This is a genomic window from Pantoea sp. X-Soil-ISGK-355 (assembly GCF_059730805.1).
On sequence record NZ_AP035971.1, the window covers coordinates 3,248,240 to 3,263,393 of the forward strand.

Consider the following 15,154-nt stretch of genomic DNA (forward strand, 5'->3'; position numbering starts at 1 on the left):
GCACAAGTACGGCACGACAGACGGGAAGGTGAGCGATGTACCCAAACACAGATGAACAACCGCTCTATATCAAAGTCCATGAGCACGACAATGTGGCGATTGTGGTTAACAGCCTGGGTCTGCCGGCTGGCACGCAGTTTGCGGATGGCCTGACACTCACGGAGCATGTGCCACAGGGCCACAAAGTGGCGCTGCGCGCAATTAACCAGGGCGCAGAGATCGTGCGTTATGGTGAAGTCATCGGCTATGCATTACGGGATATTGCCCAGGGCAGCTGGATTGATGAGTCGCTGGTCGCGCTGCCGGAAGCGCCTCCGCTGGCGAGTCTGCCGTTAGCCAATCAGGTTCCGCCTGAATTGCCGCAGCTGGAAGGCTATACCTTTGAAGGTTATCGCAATGCGGATGGCAGCGTCGGCACGCGTAACCTGCTGGGGATCACCACCAGCGTCCACTGCGTGGCCGGTGTGGTGGATCATGTCGTACAGATCATTGAACGGGATTTGCTGCCGCGCTACCCGAATGTGGATGGCGTGGTCGCGCTCAACCACCTTTATGGCTGCGGCGTGGCGATTAATGCACCCGCGGCGGTAGTGCCGATTCGCACCATTCATAACCTGGCGCTGAATGCTAATTTCGGTGGCGAAGTCATGATCGTCAGCCTGGGCTGTGAGAAGTTACAGCCGGAGCGTCTGCTGACCGGCACGCCTGACGTGCAGGCGATTTCGCTGGACGATCATGACATCGTGCGTTTGCAGGATGAGAAGCTGGTCGGTTTTGGTGCGATGGTAAATGAGATTCTGCAGGTAGCGGAGCGTCATCTCCAGCGGCTGAATCAGCGCCAGCGTGAAACCTGTTCCGCAGCAGAACTGATTGTCGGTATGCAGTGCGGTGGCAGCGATGCGTTCTCGGGCGTGACGGCGAATCCGGCAGTGGGTTTCGCGTCCGATCTGCTGGTGCGCTGCGGTGCGACGGTGATGTTTTCGGAAGTCACTGAAGTGCGTGATGCGATTCACCTGCTGACGCCACGGGTGATTAACCAGGAAGTCGGTAAGCGCTTACTGGAGGAGATGGCCTGGTATGACAACTACCTCGACCAGGGCCAGACCGATCGCAGCGCGAATCCGTCGCCGGGCAATAAAAAAGGCGGGCTGGCGAACGTGGTGGAAAAAGCGCTGGGGTCGATCGCTAAATCGGGGCGCAGCGCCATTGTTGAAGTGCTGTCGCCCGGCCAGCGGCCCACGCGGCGTGGATTGATCTACGCGGCGACGCCCGCCAGCGATTTTGTCTGCGGTACGCAGCAGCTGGCGTCCGGTATCACGCTACAGGTTTTCACTACCGGTCGCGGAACGCCTTACGGTCTGGCTGCAATTCCGGTCATCAAGATGGCGACGCGTAATGCGCTGGCAGAGCGCTGGCACGATCTGATGGACATCAATGCCGGGACGATTGCGACCGGTGAAGAGAGTATTGAACAGGTGGGCTGGCGGTTGTTTGAGTTGATTCTGGACATTGCCAGTGGCAGGAAGCAGACCTGGTCCGATCGCTGGGGTATCCGTAATCAGCTGGCGGTGTTTAACCCGGCACCGGTGACCTGACCGCGCCGTGCACACACGCCAGGCTTATCCTTAGCTCCTAAAGCAGAGATAAGCCTGGCGTGGTCATCAGAACTGCGCGCCCCAGGCTTCAACCCATGGAGAAGTCACCGCTTCCGGCTCAGGATTTTCGGTGGCATCAACCAGTAACACTTCACCGACCCGCTGTGCGCCCTGCTCCTGCAGCAGCGCATCGAAAGTTTTACCCGCGCCACAAAAATGGTCATAACTGCTGTCACCCAGCGCAATCACGCCGTAGCGCAGCGCGGGCTGATGACCCAGCTTATCTTTAACCGCATGGAACAGGCCTGAAATCGTGTCGGGAAAATCGCCCTGTCCGGTGGTTGAGGTGACAATTAACGCCACGTCGCTGGCATAGTTCTGCCAGTCTGCCAGCGTCGGATCGTCAAACACGGTGACGCTGTGACCCTGCTGCTGCAGAAGGGGCTCCGCTTCTTCCGCTACCAGCAGCGCATTGCCGTATACTGTCCCTACAAAAATGCCAATCTTTGCCATCTGCTTTCTCCCTTATTCTGAAACGTTATCCTGTCCTGGCGCTGCGTTAAACTCAACCCGCGGCACCTCAGGAATGCGATCCTGCCAGCCAAACTGGTTCATCACGTTCTGCCAGACGCCATCCAGCCCGGCGCGGATCAGTAAAGGTTCACCGGTCACCGGATGGGTGAGTGCCAGGCTGCTGGCGTGCAGCATCAGCCGGTTAGCGCCAAAGTGTTCAGCGGCACCCCGGTTCTGGCGCAGATCGCCGTGCGCCGAATCGCCAATAATCGGATGACGCAGGTGCGACATATGACGACGCAGCTGATGCTTGCGGCCGGTTTTAGGGGCCATTTCAACCAGGCTGTAACGCGAAGTAGGATAGCGGCCAATGCCGACCGGCATCTCGACCGTCGCCAGTGACTGATAATCGGTGACGGCGGGCTGTGCGGCGCGCGCTTCCGTGGCGTGCCTGTCAGCGATTTTATCCAGCTCTTCCACCAGCGGATAGTCGAGCGTTCCGCTGCTTTCCAGCCAGCCGCGTACCACAGCATGATAGGTTTTCTGCATCTGATGCTGTTCGAACTGCAGGGAAAGCAGACGACCGACTTCGCTTGAAAGCCCCATCAGCAGTACGCCTGAGGTGGGTTTGTCCAGGCGATGCGCGGTAAACACATGCTGTCCAATCTGATCGCGAACGGTCTGCATTACGAACACCGTTTCATGACGATCCAGCCAGCTGCGATGAACCAGCCAGCCGCTGGGCTTGTTGACAGCAACCAGCCACTCATCCTGATAGAGTATCTCCAGCATCAGTGGGCTGCATCCTTGATCAACGCGTCAAGCTGACGCAGGGTCAGCAGTAGCGGTGCAATGCCGGGCTGGTCAGGCACCAGCGCCACCTCGTAGTAGGGAGCAACGGCAAAATTTTGCGGTAAAGGATGCTGAGCCGCTATCAGGGCATGCATCCGCGGAACCAGCACCCACTGGAGCCACTGCAGCGGCTCCAGCGTATCCAGGCAAAAGGGTTCACGGCTCTCGAGCGCGTCTTCGGCCGGAGGGGTACTCTGCCAGAGATGGTGCTCACGCATCACCGCTTCCAGTTGCTCCAGCCGTTGTGTAATCAATTGTTCAGGCGTCATGCGCCACCTCCGGCAAGCAGTCAAAAAGGGGCGGCAAGCATATCACTTGTTGGCACAGGCACAAAAAAAGGGAGCACTGTATAAACAGTGCTCCCGGTTCGTTTGCAGCCATCCTGCTACGTTTTTGCTCCCTGCTCTTCCATGACAACTTGTCCAGTGCGAACTCCTGTCGCGCATCGTCCTGATGTATCCTTAGCATCCTGGCCCACCACCTCTTCTGAGGGGTTCTCATTCTCCATCCTGGAGGTGTCCCTTGCTCACTCCTGAGCGATCCTGTTTCATCCTGAAACCTTCCGTGTGCCGTAAGCTCCGTTACGTTCCTGCCTCATGGCTTATCATCATCCTGACGATATCTGTTTCCTGAGCATCCTGCAGTGGGAAACATTTTGACAGAACTCGTTACGCGCACAAGGTACTTACAGCGAAACTTTACGAAATGTGCTGCGCAAAATCAGATAAATGCCATTAAGTTGATGATTCACAATATTTTTACATTGCAGCCTTCCGGATGTCTCAACTGTTATATGGCGATCTCTCACAGCAGTTGTAAGAGATATCTCACAAGCCAGGCGGCAAATCACTGCAAATCAGATGATAACCGGTTGTAATAACTTAAGAAATATCTCAAGATTTTCTGCTAAGACCACACGCTGTTTACGACCAGGTTGCTCCAGAATCACTTCGCCGCTGAGATTAGAGAGGGAGATGATCTCCTCCTCTGAATCAGTAGTGGCTATAAACAGCGTCGGCGACTGTTTAAGGCGGCGCTGCATCACCAGATGCCCAATCAGATTCTCCTGTAACCGCAGGAAATCCTCTTCACTCCATACCTGTAACAGCGTCAGCTGATTCTCACCAAAACGGGCCTGCATATCGCCGGCAAATTGCGTGGTGTAGAAATCGGTCATCGGCGGCTGGAGCTGGATGTCGACCGCCCGTTCAACCGCATCCAGCGTCGGTGGCAGGCTAAACGGTTGCGGCTGCCAGATGACCCGCTGATCGCGATCCTCCAGTGCGCAGGGTGACGGCACCCCATAGAGATCGCTGCTGGCCGGCGCATGCCCGGTCTGCTGAAGCCAGTGCTGGCAGTATCGGGTGGTAAAGTCACGCAACGCGGCGGCAGTTTGCTGCATCATTCATATTCTCACTTCTGATAGGTTACACTTAGCCACTTTGATTAATTTTGGTGGTGACCGCAATGACTACTCACGAACAGGATCAGGCGCTCAGTAACCTGACGCTGGGCAAACCCACAGCCTATCACGATCGGTATGACAACAGCTTACTGCAGGCGGTGCCGCGCAGCCTGAACCGTGAACCGCTTGGCCTGTTTCCCGACAGTCTGCCCTTTACCGGCAGCGATATCTGGACCCTGTATGAACTCTCGTGGCTCAACAGCAAAGGTCTGCCACAGGTTGCCGTTGGCGAAGTGGTGCTGGATGCGCAGAGCCGTAATCTTATTGAGTCGAAAAGCTTCAAGCTCTACCTGAACAGTTTCAATCAGACCCGCTTTGCCGACTGGGGTGAGGTTCGTCAGACGCTGGAGCGGGATCTGAGTGCTTGTGCCGAAGGGGAAGCGCGGGTCGCGCTGTTCCGACTCAATGAAATAGAAGGCCAGCCGATTGGTCATTTTGAGGGTTGCTGTATTGATGAGCAGGATATTGCCATTGAGGATTACCGCTTCAATGCTGACTATCTGGCTGATGCCGCAGGCAGCGAAATCGTTGAAGAGACGCTAGTCAGCCATCTGCTCAAGTCGAACTGCCTGATTACCAACCAGCCCGACTGGGGATCGGTCATGATCCGCTATAAAGGCCCGCGTATCGCGCGTGAAGCACTGCTGCGCTATCTGGTCTCATTCCGCCAGCACAACGAATTTCACGAGCAGTGTGTTGAGCGCATCTTTAATGATGTGATGCGATTCTGCCATCCGGAAGCGCTGACGGTCTATGCGCGCTACACCCGTCGTGGCGGGCTGGATATTAACCCGTGGCGCACCAACGTGCCCTTCTCGCCCGGTTTTTCGCGGCTGGTCCGTCAGTAGTTTGCGAGACTTCTCTCAGGCTGGGTGCCGTAAGCGCAGTTCCGCTTGAGCTGTGCGGGCCGACAAGGCTACTCTGGTGAAGGCGGCAACCTGCGGGTTGCCGACCAGGGATTTTCGTCACTGCCGTTGCAGTGCCAACACGCACCCAGGCGGGTGTAAAGGAGTTCATTTGATTACCCATATCAGCCCACTTGGCTCAATGGATCTGCTCTCGCAGCTGGAAGTCGACATGCTCAAGCGCACTGCCAGCAGCGACCTCTACCAGCTGTTTCGCAATTGCTCTCTGGCCGTGCTTAACTCCGGCAGCCAGACTGACAGCAGCCACGAATTGCTCTCCCGCTTTGAGAACTTCGACATCAACGTGCTGCGCCAGGAGCGCGGCGTCAAACTGGAACTGATCAATCCGCCGGAAGAGGCGTTCGTGGATGGCCGCATTATCCGCTCACTACAGGCTAACCTGTTTGCGGTGCTGCGTGACATCCTGTTTGTCAGCGGCCAGCTCAACATACCGGGCCGGTTAAGCGCAGCCGAAGAGAATGATTCCGCCACCATCACCAACACGGTATTTTCGATTCTGCGTAATGCGCGGGCTCTGCACATCGGCGAGGATCCCAACACCGTAGTCTGCTGGGGTGGTCACTCAATCAACGCCGTTGAGTATCAGTATTGCCGCAATGTCGGTACGCAGCTTGGACTGCGTGAACTGAATATCTGTACCGGCTGCGGGCCAGGCGTGATGGAAGCGCCGATGAAAGGCGCAGCGGTTGGCCATGCTCAGCAGCGCTATCGCGACAGCCGTTTTATCGGCCTCACCGAGCCCTCAATTATTGCAGCTGAGCCGCCGAATCCACTGGTGAATGAACTGATCATCATGCCGGATATTGAAAAACGTCTGGAAGCGTTTGTGCGTATCGCTCATGGCATCATCATTTTTCCGGGCGGCGTCGGTACGGCTGAAGAGCTGCTCTATCTGCTGGGCATCCTGATGAATCCGCAGAACAACGATCAGGTGTTGCCGCTGATTCTGACCGGGCCGAAAGAGAGCGCCGATTACTTCCGCGTTCTGGATGATTTCATCGTTAACACGCTGGGTGAACAGGCACGTAAGCATTATCAGATCATCATTGATGACGCGGCAGAAGTGGCGCGTCTGATGAAGAAAGCGATGCCGCAGGTCAAAGAGAACCGGCGCGAAACCGGCGATGCGTACAGCTTTAACTGGTCGATCCGCATTGAGCCCGATTTGCAGGTGCCGTTCCTGCCAACCCATGAAAATATGGCCAATCTCAATCTCTATACCAATCAGCCTCCCGAGAAGCTGGCTGCCGACCTGCGCCGCGCCTTCTCAGGTATCGTCGCCGGTAATGTCAAAGAGATGGGCATCCGCGAAATCCGCGTGAAGGGACGCTACAAACTGCATGGCGATCCCGACATCATGCACCGCATGGATGAGCTGCTACAGGGATTCGTTGCCCAGCAACGCATGAAACTGCCTGGCACTGCCTACATCCCCTGCTACGAAATTATCAAATAACCAGGAGGCAGCCCCCGGGCTGCCCATACGCTCATGGCTCTTCATCTTGTTATTGTTGACGCGTTGAACCTGATCCGCCGTCTGCATGCGGTACAGGGCTCCCCCTGTGTCGACGGCTGTGTAGCTGCGCTGCGCCAGGTTCTGGGCCACGCCCGTCCGACTCATGCTGTGGCGGTTTTTGATGGCGAGGCACGTCATCAGGGCTGGCGACATCAGCTGCTGCCCGATTACAAAAGTGGTCGCCCGCCGATGCCAGACGATCTACAGGCAGAGATGCCGGCGTTGCAGGAGGCTTTTCGTTCGGCAGGCGTAAGCTGCTGGATAGCGGGCGAGGATGAGGCAGATGATTTAGCGGCGACGCTGGCGGTGAAAATGGCTCAGGCCGGACACCAGGCCACCATCGTGTCCACCGACAAAGGCTACTGCCAGCTGCTGGCCCCCGAAATCCGCATCCGTGACTACTTCCAGAAACGGTGGCTCGATCTGCCTTTTATTGAAGCTGAATTTGGCGTAGCCCCCCAGTTACTCCCCGACTACTGGGGATTGTGCGGCATCAGCAGCAGTAAAATTCCAGGCATCACCGGCATCGGCCCGAAAAGCGCGAAACAGCTACTGGCAGAGTTTCACACGCTTGAAGGAATCTATCAGCAACTGGATAAGGTGCCCGCTAAATGGCAGGAAAAGCTCGCGGAAGGTCAGCAAATGGCTGAGATCAGCCGTCAGGTCGCCATGCTGAAGCGGGATCTGGTATTGCAGGGCAATCTGAATACGCTGCGTTATACCGGCTGAGTGCAGCTGCACTCAGCCTGCCGATTAACGTTCGTCGCGACGTCCACCGGTCGCGGCCCACATACGGCGCACATGAACCGTCACCTCTTCGCGGTCATGATAGAGCTGACGGGCGCGAATCTGCACATTGATGCCATTCTCATCAAAGCGCTCCTGCATCATGGCCAGATTCTGCGTGACCTCTTCATAACGCTTTTTCATCGGCAATTTGAGGTTGAAGATCGCTTCACGACACCAGCCGTTAACCAGCCAGTCGGTCATCAGGTTAGCCACGCGCACCGGCTTCTCCACCATATCACATACCAGCCAGCTGATGTTGGTGCGTGGCGGACGGAATTTAAACCCATCGGCTTTCTCGTGCATCACCTGGCCGGTATCCATCAGGCTCGGGGCCATCGGTCCGTTATCCACTGCATAGACCATCATGCTGCGCTGGACCAGCTGATAAGTCCAGCCGCCCGGACAGGCACCGAGATCCACGGCGTACATGCCGCTGGCTAAACGCTCATCCCACTCATCCGCAGGGATAAAGACGTGAAACGCCTCCTCCAGCTTAAGGGTGGAACGGCTTGGCGCATCGGAGGGGAACTTAAGGCGTGGAATACCCATGTAAAACGACGAGCTGTTTTCCCGGATGGAGTAGCCGACGTAACAGGTGCCTGGCGCGATGAAAAACACATGCACGACCGGGCGTTTCGGACTTTCATAGTTCAGTAGAATCTTGCTTTCACGCAGTGCTGAACGCAGCGGCACGGTGAACTTGCGGCAGAATTTGGTCAGCTCTTTCGCTTCGTTAGTGTCAGGCACTTCAACACGCAGTTCGCCGCCCTTCTCCACCACGCCGGTCAGCATACCGACAATCGGGGTGATGCGATCTTCCTGCGGCAGGTCACGCAGCATTTCACCGACAACCAGCATCTGCCGGGCAAAAATCAGCTCGTCAAACGGTAACTCACGCGCCAGACGCTCGGCATCTTCAAACTGGTAGCACTCAAACAGCACGTAGCCGGAGTCATCTTTAACCCGCGGAAAGCCGTAGATTTCACGTTCAGCCGCTTTGGCGCTGATTTCCGCCGCACACTCTTTTTCAAAACCGGGACGACAATAGAGTAAAACTTTATTCATGGCGTTCTGCCTTTCGTTTAAGACGCAGCGCGCCAATCAACATCAATACCCAACCGGCGAGGAAACAGACTCCCCCCACCGGTGTGATAAAAACCCAAAACTTCAGATGTGACAGCGCCAGACAATAGAGGCTGCCACTAAACAACACGGTGCCGAGCGCCATCAGCGCACTGCTCCAGTAAAACCAGATATTGGCGCGGCGTAACATCGCGGCACCCAGTCCCATCACCGCTAACGTGTGATAAGCCTGATATTCCAGCCCGGTATGAATCCAGGCCATCTCAGCCGCACCCAGCGACTGGCTCAAAACGTGGGCACCAAATGCGCCAAAAGCTACCAGCAGAAATCCACTGATAGCCGCAAAAACAAACATGGCACGACTGGACATTAACCGATCCTCAGGGTGCATTTGCACCGTAATGCAGATAAATCAAACTGTTATTGTTGATAGCGAAAGCGGAATTTTTCTTGTTCGGTTGCAGCTTTTTCCAGGATCCACTGTCGGAAGGCGGCTATTTTACCCAGTTCTGCCTGACTGTCATGACAAACCAGATAAAAAGCGTTTTTACTGACTAATACATCATTAAATGGGCAGATTAATCGCCCGGCCTCTATTTCGCTCTGCGCCATGACGTTGTTGGCCAGCGCCACACCCTGACCATGAATCGCCGCCTGCAACACCATGGCGCTGTGGCTGAAGATCGGCCCCTGCTGAACATTAATATGCTGCAGACCCAGCTGGCGGATATACGATTGCCAGTCACGGCGGGAGGCATCATGCAGCAGGGTAAAGCGCGAGAGATCCATCGGGGTTTTCAGCGGATTATCGCCGGTCATCAGTGATGGCGAACAGACCGGCAGCAGATATTCGGCATAGAGTTTTTCAACCCGCAGGCCGGGCCAGTTGCCACGTCCGTAGAAAATTGCCACGTCGACATCGTCGGCCAGTTTCTCTTCATCGCGGTCAACTGCCTGGATACGCACGTCGATTCCCGGATAAGCCATATTAAAGCTGGAGAGGCGGGGAACCAGCCACTGAATAGCAAAGCTCGGCAGTAAACTGACGGTCAGCGCTCCCTTGGCACTGCGCGCCTGCAGTTTGCGGGTCGCTTCGTTAATTGCCGAGAAAATCTCTTTGATGTCGAGATAGTAGCTTTGCCCTTCTTCGGTCAGTAACAGCGAACGATTCCTCCGGCGAAACAGCTTTAACCCCAGAAAATCTTCCAGAGATTTAATCTGATGGCTTACGGCAGCCTGGGTGACAAACAGCTCTTCAGCGGCTTTGGTAAAGCTTAAATGGCGCGCAGCGGCATCAAAAACCCGCAGTGCGTTAAGAGGAGGAAGGCGTTTCGACATGGTTTTCCGTATCCGGATCGGCGAAAAATACGCAGGCTTATAAAAAGCGTTTACGTATTAGAATTTTTAATCCGAGGCATTATAATTTGTCCGTTGAGGAACCTCCAGCAAATACCTATAGTTGCCGCACTTCCTGAGCCGGAACGAAAAGTTTTTAGATTTGTGAGTGAGTTCGCAGATTTTCTGAAAGCTTTTGGCTTGTGGTCGTGATGTTGTGTTTGCAATTTTTGATCCGACGATTGCGGATCAAACTCTTAATTCCTGTAGATTTACCCTGTCTGTCCATAGTGATTTTTAAATAGCACCGCAAATTGCGGTGCTTTTTTTTTGCTGCTTACTTTGACTCGACCATTTCTTTGACATCAGAGCGGTTAATCTGCTGCTCGTTGCCATTCGCATCTTTATAGCTGATCATGCCGGTATCGTTATCAACTTTAGGCTTGCCGGCAGCCACGATGGTGCGACCATCATTGGTATGCATTACGTAATTGCTTGAACAGGCACTCAGGGTAAAAGCCAGAGTACATACGGCCAGTACTGCGGTAAGTTTTTTCATCTGCTATCTCCTTGTAGATTGATTGCATCAAACCACCCGCGTTACGCTAACCAGAGGCAGCCGATAAGTGGGATCGACTATTAAACGTCCGATCGTTATGCGGGTTTGGTTCAAACCTTGCATTATTCAGCATAACGCGCTTTTCCAGCTTTGCCAGACGCAGACCATTCTTTCAGTGTGGTCCTAATTTTTCTTATCATGGACCCGGCATGACCGCATTTAATCCCACCGCATTCCGCCAGCAGTTTCCCGCGCTCGCCGACGCCGGCATCTATCTCGACAGCGCCGCGACCACGCTGAAGCCGCAGGCCGTTATTGACAGTACGCAGCAGTTTTACAGCCTCAGTGCGGGTACGGTTCATCGCAGCCAGTTTGCCGCCGCCCAGGCCTTAACCCAGCGCTATGAGCAGGCGCGCAATCAGGTTGCCCGCTGGGTTAATGCCGCGGACGATCGTGAGATTGTCTGGACGCGCGGCACTACCGAAGCGATAAACCTGGTGGCGAACAGCTGGCTGCGTCCGCGCCTGCAGCCCGGTGATGAGATCGTGGTGAGTGAGGCTGAGCACCACGCCAACCTGGTTCCCTGGCTGATGGCTGCGCAGGCGTGCGGTGCCCGCGTCGTAAAATGGCCGTTAGGGCCAGATCGTCTGCCCGATATCAGCCTGTTACCCACCCTGCTTAACAGCCGTACCCGCCTGCTGGCAGTTGGTCAGATGTCGAACGTCACCGGGGGTTGCCCCGATCTTGCTCAGGCGATCCCGCTGGCACATGCCGTGGGGGCGAAAGTGATGGTCGATGGCGCGCAGGGGGTGGTGCACTGCCCGCCTGACGTACAGGCGCTGGATATCGACTTTTACGCTTTTTCCGGACATAAGATTTACGGCCCGATGGGCATTGGCGCGTTATATGGCAAAGCGGAACTGCTGGAGACGATGGAACCCTGGCAGGGCGGCGGGAAAATGATCACGGATGTTGACTTCAATGGTTTCACGCCACAGCCGGTGCCGTGGCGTTTTGAGGCCGGCACCCCGAATGTGGCGGGTGTGGTGGGATTGAGTGCGGCACTGAGCTGGCTGGCGCAGTACAATCTGACCGAAGCTGAGCGCTGGAGTCAGCAGCTTGCCTTGCTGGCGGAAGAGCAACTGACAGAACTGCCCGGCTTTCGCAGCTTCCGCTGTGGCAATGCCAGTCTGCTGGCCTTTGAATTTGCTGACCTGCATCACAGCGATCTGGTGACGCTGCTGGCTGAGCAGGGAATCGCCCTGCGCGCCGGTCAGCACTGTGCGCAGCCGTTGCTGTCGGCGCTGGGCGTCAGCGGCACGCTGCGGGCCTCTTTTGCACCCTATAATAATCTGCAGGATGTTGATGCGCTGGTGCGCGCCATGAAAGGCGCCATCTCGCTGTTATCGGAGTTTTGATTATGTGTTCATCGCTGTTAGCACCACACCCGTTTGGCGAACAGATTACCGTTACCAGTCTGAAAGAGAGTTTCAGCCGCTTTCATCAGTGGGAAGATCGTTATCGCCAGCTGATCCAGCTGAGCCGCCAGTTGCCTGCCCTGCCGGAGGAACTGAAAACGGCGGAAATTGAACTGAACGGATGTGAAAACCGGGTCTGGCTGGGCAGCCAGTTATGTGAGGATGGCTCACTGCACTTCTATGGTGATAGTGAAGGACGGATTGTGCGCGGCCTGCTGGCCGTGATGCTGACTGCGGTTGAGGGCCAGACGCCGCAGCAATTGCTGGTCATCGATCCCTTAGCCCTGTTTGATGAACTCGGCCTGCGCGCCCAGCTCAGCGCCTCCCGCAGCAGCGGCCTGCAGGCGCTGGCCGCTGCGGTAGAGCATGCCGCGCGTCAGGCGCTGACCGCATCCTGACGGGCGGCGCGCGCCAGAAATTTTTTGAGCGCATGCGAAACGGCCACAAAGCCGAAGGTGGCGGTCACCATGGTTGCCGCGCCAAAGCCGGATGTGCAATCCATTCTCTTCGGACCCTCTGCCGTGCTGCGTGAAGCACAGACGCTGCCGTCGGCCTGCGGATAGACCAGCGCTTCAGTCGAAAAAACGCAGTCGATGCCGAGTTTGCCTTTGCTGTTTTTCACCACGCCCAGGCTTTTCAAGCGTTCGCGCAGCTTCGCCGCAAGCGGATCCTGAATGGTTTTTGCCAGATCGGCGACCTGGATCTGGGTCGGATCAATCTGCCCACCCGCGCCACCGGTGGTGATCAACGGGATCTTATTCCGGCGACACCAGGCGATCAGCGCCGCTTTAGGCCGCACGCTGTCGATCGCGTCGATCACATAGTCGAAACCGGCGGCCATCAGTTCGGCGGTGTTCTCGGGCGTGATAAAGTCATCAATGCAGATCACGTCGCAGTCCGGATTGATCGCCCGCAGCCGCTCGGCCATCACCTCCGTTTTGGCTTTACCGACGTTACCCTGCAGCGCATGAAGCTGTCGGTTGGTGTTGGTAATGCAGACGTCATCCATATCTATCAGGGTGATTTTACCAATGCCGGTGCGCACCAGCGCTTCCGCTGCCCAGGAGCCGACGCCGCCAATACCGATGACGCAGAAGTGTGCGTCAGCAAAACGTTGCAGCGCCTTCTGGCCATAGAGACGCGCCGTGCCGCCAAAGCGCTGATGCCAGGCGTCGTTTAACACTTTCATAGTTGAACCTGTTACGTCGTGCGGGCCCGAAGGCCCGCAGAGAAGAAATTAGTTAGAGCCGAGAAGCAGTGAACCATTATTACCGTTTTGCGGGCTGGAGAACAGCGGCTGTCCGGCACCCGGCGCGGCTTTGATCACCCAGACGCGGCCGTAGTGATTATAGAAGCCCGCCAGATGCGCGGCGTCCGGGCCGATACCCTGATAGATATCAAAGTGTTGTCCTTTAATCGCGCCACCTACGTCGAGCGCCACCATCAGGCGCATCTCATATTTGCCGTTGAATTTGCCCTTCTCATTCAACTGCGGCACTTCCGCCAGCAGTACGGTGCCTGCCGGAATAATTGATCGGTCAGAGGCCACCGAGGCTTTCGCTACCAGCGGAACAGCGCTGGCACCGCGCACCGGCGTAAACGGCTCAGCTTTAAAGAAGACGAATGACGGGTTGGTTTCCAGCAGCGCACGCACCTCCTGCGGTGAGTGCTCCTGCGCCCACTGGCGAATCGCCTGCATCGACATATCTTCCCGCTTCACTTCACCGCGGTCGATCAGCTCTTTACCGATACTGTGGTAGCCCCAGCCATTTTTACCGGCGTAACCAAAGAAGGTCATCGGGCGGCCATCGCCAAAGTCGACGTAACCACTGCCCTGCACATCCATCATGAAGTTATCAATTAGCGAGTTGCTGTAGGCAATGACGTAGCGGTCATCAAGTCCGCCACTATAGATAGAGGCGCGGCTCGGTAATTTCTCTCCGCGTTTGCGCGGCGGCATACGGTAGATCGGATACTGGAATTCGCCCTGCCGGGTGTAGCGCGCTTCCACGACCGGCGTGTAGTAACCGGTGAACTGCACATTACCGTAGTTGTCCGTGCCCTCCATCTGCCACGCGTTCAGGCCATACTGACGAAGCTGCCGGGTATCGGCGCCTGCCATCAGCCAGCTTTCAATTGCGCTGTAGGTGCCGTTCTGACGATTATAAAGAGCGGATGAGGCGGACTGAATCTGGCGCACCTGATCGCCAAAGTCTTTGCCATTAACCGGTGCGCCTTTAGCATTGGGCTGATTCACCAGCGCCAGCGGCTGTTCCAGTTTGCCATCTTTATATTGCTGACCGCGATCGGTCGGTTTAGAGCTACAGGCCGCCAGCAGCGTGATTAACGCGCCAGTGAGTGCATACTTCACCCAATGTGATTTCATTATCTTCTCTTTTTATAACTGTTCGCCCCGCGACGATAGCAAAGCCCCCGACAGAATGAAATGCATCCGCTTTGACCTGGCGCATATCAGTTCAATAATTAGCCATATGGTTGAATCCTTCAGCAACTGGCTGTTAATTTGGCTTTTATCTTTAAAAAGGGGTTGCATGAATTAGCGCGGAGAGTATAGTGCGCTTCCACGGACGCGGGGTGGAGCAGCCTGGTAGCTCGTCGGGCTCATAACCCGAAGGTCGTCGGTTCAAATCCGGCCCCCGCAACCAATACTTCTGCAGTAGTTTTCAGAAGTCACAGTGTGAGAAGTAAAAGTAATAGAAGCAATACGGACGCGGGGTGGAGCAGCCTGGTAGCTCGTCGGGCTCATAACCCGAAGGTCGTCGGTTCAAATCCGGCCCCCGCAACCAATACTTCTGCAGCAGTTTTACAGAAGTCACAATGTGAAAAAAGTATGATACGGACGCGGGGTGGAGCAGCCTGGTAGCTCGTCGGGCTCATAACCCGAAGGTCGTCGGTTCAAATCCGGCCCCCGCAACCAATCATTTAAACACCTGAAAGGGTGTTTTTTTGTTTCTGCCGTTCGCAAATTCCTCTCAGGCCTCTCCCCGCAGATAAATGCGCGGATAGTCGTGACTACCCGCAC

The 15,154-nt window shown here is 55.9% G+C and carries 16 protein-coding genes and 3 tRNA genes; 9 read left to right on the forward strand and 10 right to left on the reverse strand.

What is annotated here, in order from left to right; translation table 11 throughout:
- Window positions 1–35 precede the first annotated feature (35 nt).
- On the forward strand, window positions 36–1,595 hold the full coding sequence (garD, locus tag AC6I8J_RS14865; protein WP_497825519.1) for a galactarate dehydratase: 1,560 nt from the start codon (window positions 36–38) through the stop codon (window positions 1,593–1,595).
- Window positions 1,596–1,661: 66 nt separating this feature from the next.
- Here garD and AC6I8J_RS14870 read toward each other — a convergent pair whose 3' ends face one another.
- The 4 genes from AC6I8J_RS14870 to syd all read right to left on the reverse strand — a co-directional run bounded on the left by AC6I8J_RS14870 (window position 1,662) and on the right by syd (window position 4,365).
- Entirely contained in the window at window positions 1,662–2,108 is a 447-nt protein-coding gene (locus tag AC6I8J_RS14870) for a flavodoxin (protein ID WP_497825520.1), read from the reverse strand.
- 12 nt (window positions 2,109–2,120) lie between these two features.
- Complete coding sequence (gene truC / locus AC6I8J_RS14875; protein WP_497825521.1) at window positions 2,121–2,900, reverse strand: tRNA pseudouridine(65) synthase TruC; 780 nt, start codon at window positions 2,898–2,900, stop codon at window positions 2,121–2,123.
- On the reverse strand, window positions 2,900–3,229 hold the full coding sequence (locus tag AC6I8J_RS14880) for a YqcC family protein (RefSeq protein ID WP_033783977.1): 330 nt from the start codon (window positions 3,227–3,229) through the stop codon (window positions 2,900–2,902). Before AC6I8J_RS14880 ends, truC begins: the two co-directional genes overlap by 1 nt.
- Window positions 3,230–3,816: 587 nt before the next feature.
- A complete protein-coding gene (gene syd, locus AC6I8J_RS14885; protein ID WP_222925043.1) occupies window positions 3,817–4,365 on the reverse strand; it encodes a SecY-interacting protein in 549 nt (182 codons plus the stop codon).
- A gap of 62 nt (window positions 4,366–4,427) precedes the next feature.
- Here syd and queF point away from each other — a divergent pair, with 62 nt between their 5' ends.
- The 3 genes from queF to xni all read left to right on the forward strand — a co-directional run bounded on the left by queF (window position 4,428) and on the right by xni (window position 7,596).
- Window positions 4,428–5,273: an NADPH-dependent 7-cyano-7-deazaguanine reductase QueF gene (queF, locus tag AC6I8J_RS14890; protein ID WP_013358897.1), complete on the forward strand. Its 846-nt coding sequence runs from the start codon at window positions 4,428–4,430 to the stop codon at window positions 5,271–5,273.
- Window positions 5,274–5,442: 169 nt separating this feature from the next.
- Window positions 5,443–6,807, forward strand: a complete 1,365-nt coding sequence (gene ppnN, locus AC6I8J_RS14895) for a nucleotide 5'-monophosphate nucleosidase PpnN (protein WP_222925042.1) — start codon at window positions 5,443–5,445, stop codon at window positions 6,805–6,807.
- Window positions 6,808–6,840: 33 nt separating this feature from the next.
- On the forward strand, window positions 6,841–7,596 hold the full coding sequence (xni, locus tag AC6I8J_RS14900; RefSeq protein WP_222925041.1) for a flap endonuclease Xni: 756 nt from the start codon (window positions 6,841–6,843) through the stop codon (window positions 7,594–7,596).
- A 24-nt stretch (window positions 7,597–7,620) separates the two neighbouring features.
- On the opposite strand, the gene rlmM is transcribed toward xni, so the two are convergent.
- The 4 genes from rlmM to AC6I8J_RS14920 form a co-directional block, all read right to left on the reverse strand.
- Complete coding sequence (gene rlmM, locus AC6I8J_RS14905) at window positions 7,621–8,721, reverse strand: 23S rRNA (cytidine(2498)-2'-O)-methyltransferase RlmM (RefSeq protein ID WP_161732837.1); 1,101 nt, start codon at window positions 8,719–8,721, stop codon at window positions 7,621–7,623.
- On the reverse strand, window positions 8,714–9,109 hold the full coding sequence (locus AC6I8J_RS14910; protein WP_003854633.1) for a DUF423 domain-containing protein: 396 nt from the start codon (window positions 9,107–9,109) through the stop codon (window positions 8,714–8,716). Before AC6I8J_RS14910 ends, rlmM begins: the two co-directional genes overlap by 8 nt.
- A gap of 50 nt (window positions 9,110–9,159) precedes the next feature.
- Window positions 9,160–10,077, reverse strand: coding sequence for a transcriptional regulator GcvA (locus tag AC6I8J_RS14915; RefSeq protein WP_003854641.1), 918 nt, complete (start codon window positions 10,075–10,077; stop codon window positions 9,160–9,162).
- 334 nt (window positions 10,078–10,411) lie between these two features.
- The gene (locus tag AC6I8J_RS14920) at window positions 10,412–10,633 is read right to left on the reverse strand and encodes a YgdI/YgdR family lipoprotein (RefSeq protein ID WP_003854643.1); all 222 of its coding nucleotides are present in this window, start codon (window positions 10,631–10,633) and stop codon (window positions 10,412–10,414) included.
- 209 nt (window positions 10,634–10,842) lie between these two features.
- Here AC6I8J_RS14920 and csdA point away from each other — a divergent pair, with 209 nt between their 5' ends.
- Window positions 10,843–12,051, forward strand: coding sequence for a cysteine desulfurase CsdA (gene csdA, locus AC6I8J_RS14925; protein WP_497825522.1), 1,209 nt, complete (start codon window positions 10,843–10,845; stop codon window positions 12,049–12,051).
- Between the two features lie 2 nt (window positions 12,052–12,053).
- Complete coding sequence (gene csdE / locus AC6I8J_RS14930) at window positions 12,054–12,509, forward strand: cysteine desulfurase sulfur acceptor subunit CsdE (protein ID WP_497825523.1); 456 nt, start codon at window positions 12,054–12,056, stop codon at window positions 12,507–12,509.
- Here csdE and tcdA read toward each other — a convergent pair.
- Entirely contained in the window at window positions 12,488–13,300 is an 813-nt protein-coding gene (gene tcdA, locus AC6I8J_RS14935; protein ID WP_497825524.1) for a tRNA cyclic N6-threonylcarbamoyladenosine(37) synthase TcdA, read from the reverse strand. The two genes, csdE and tcdA, sit on opposite strands and share 22 nt — an antisense overlap.
- 48 nt (window positions 13,301–13,348) lie before the next feature.
- Window positions 13,349–14,497, reverse strand: a complete 1,149-nt coding sequence (mltA, locus tag AC6I8J_RS14940) for a murein transglycosylase A (protein ID WP_161732845.1) — start codon at window positions 14,495–14,497, stop codon at window positions 13,349–13,351.
- A 203-nt stretch (window positions 14,498–14,700) separates the two neighbouring features.
- Here mltA and AC6I8J_RS14945 point away from each other — a divergent pair.
- From AC6I8J_RS14945 to AC6I8J_RS14955, 3 genes are all read left to right on the forward strand, one after another.
- Window positions 14,701–14,777: transfer RNA gene (locus AC6I8J_RS14945), tRNA-Met, on the forward strand.
- 64 nt (window positions 14,778–14,841) lie between these two features.
- Window positions 14,842–14,918 (forward strand) — tRNA-Met (locus tag AC6I8J_RS14950).
- A 54-nt stretch (window positions 14,919–14,972) separates the two neighbouring features.
- Window positions 14,973–15,049, forward strand: a tRNA-Met gene (locus AC6I8J_RS14955).
- The last annotated feature ends 105 nt before the right edge of the window (window positions 15,050–15,154 follow it).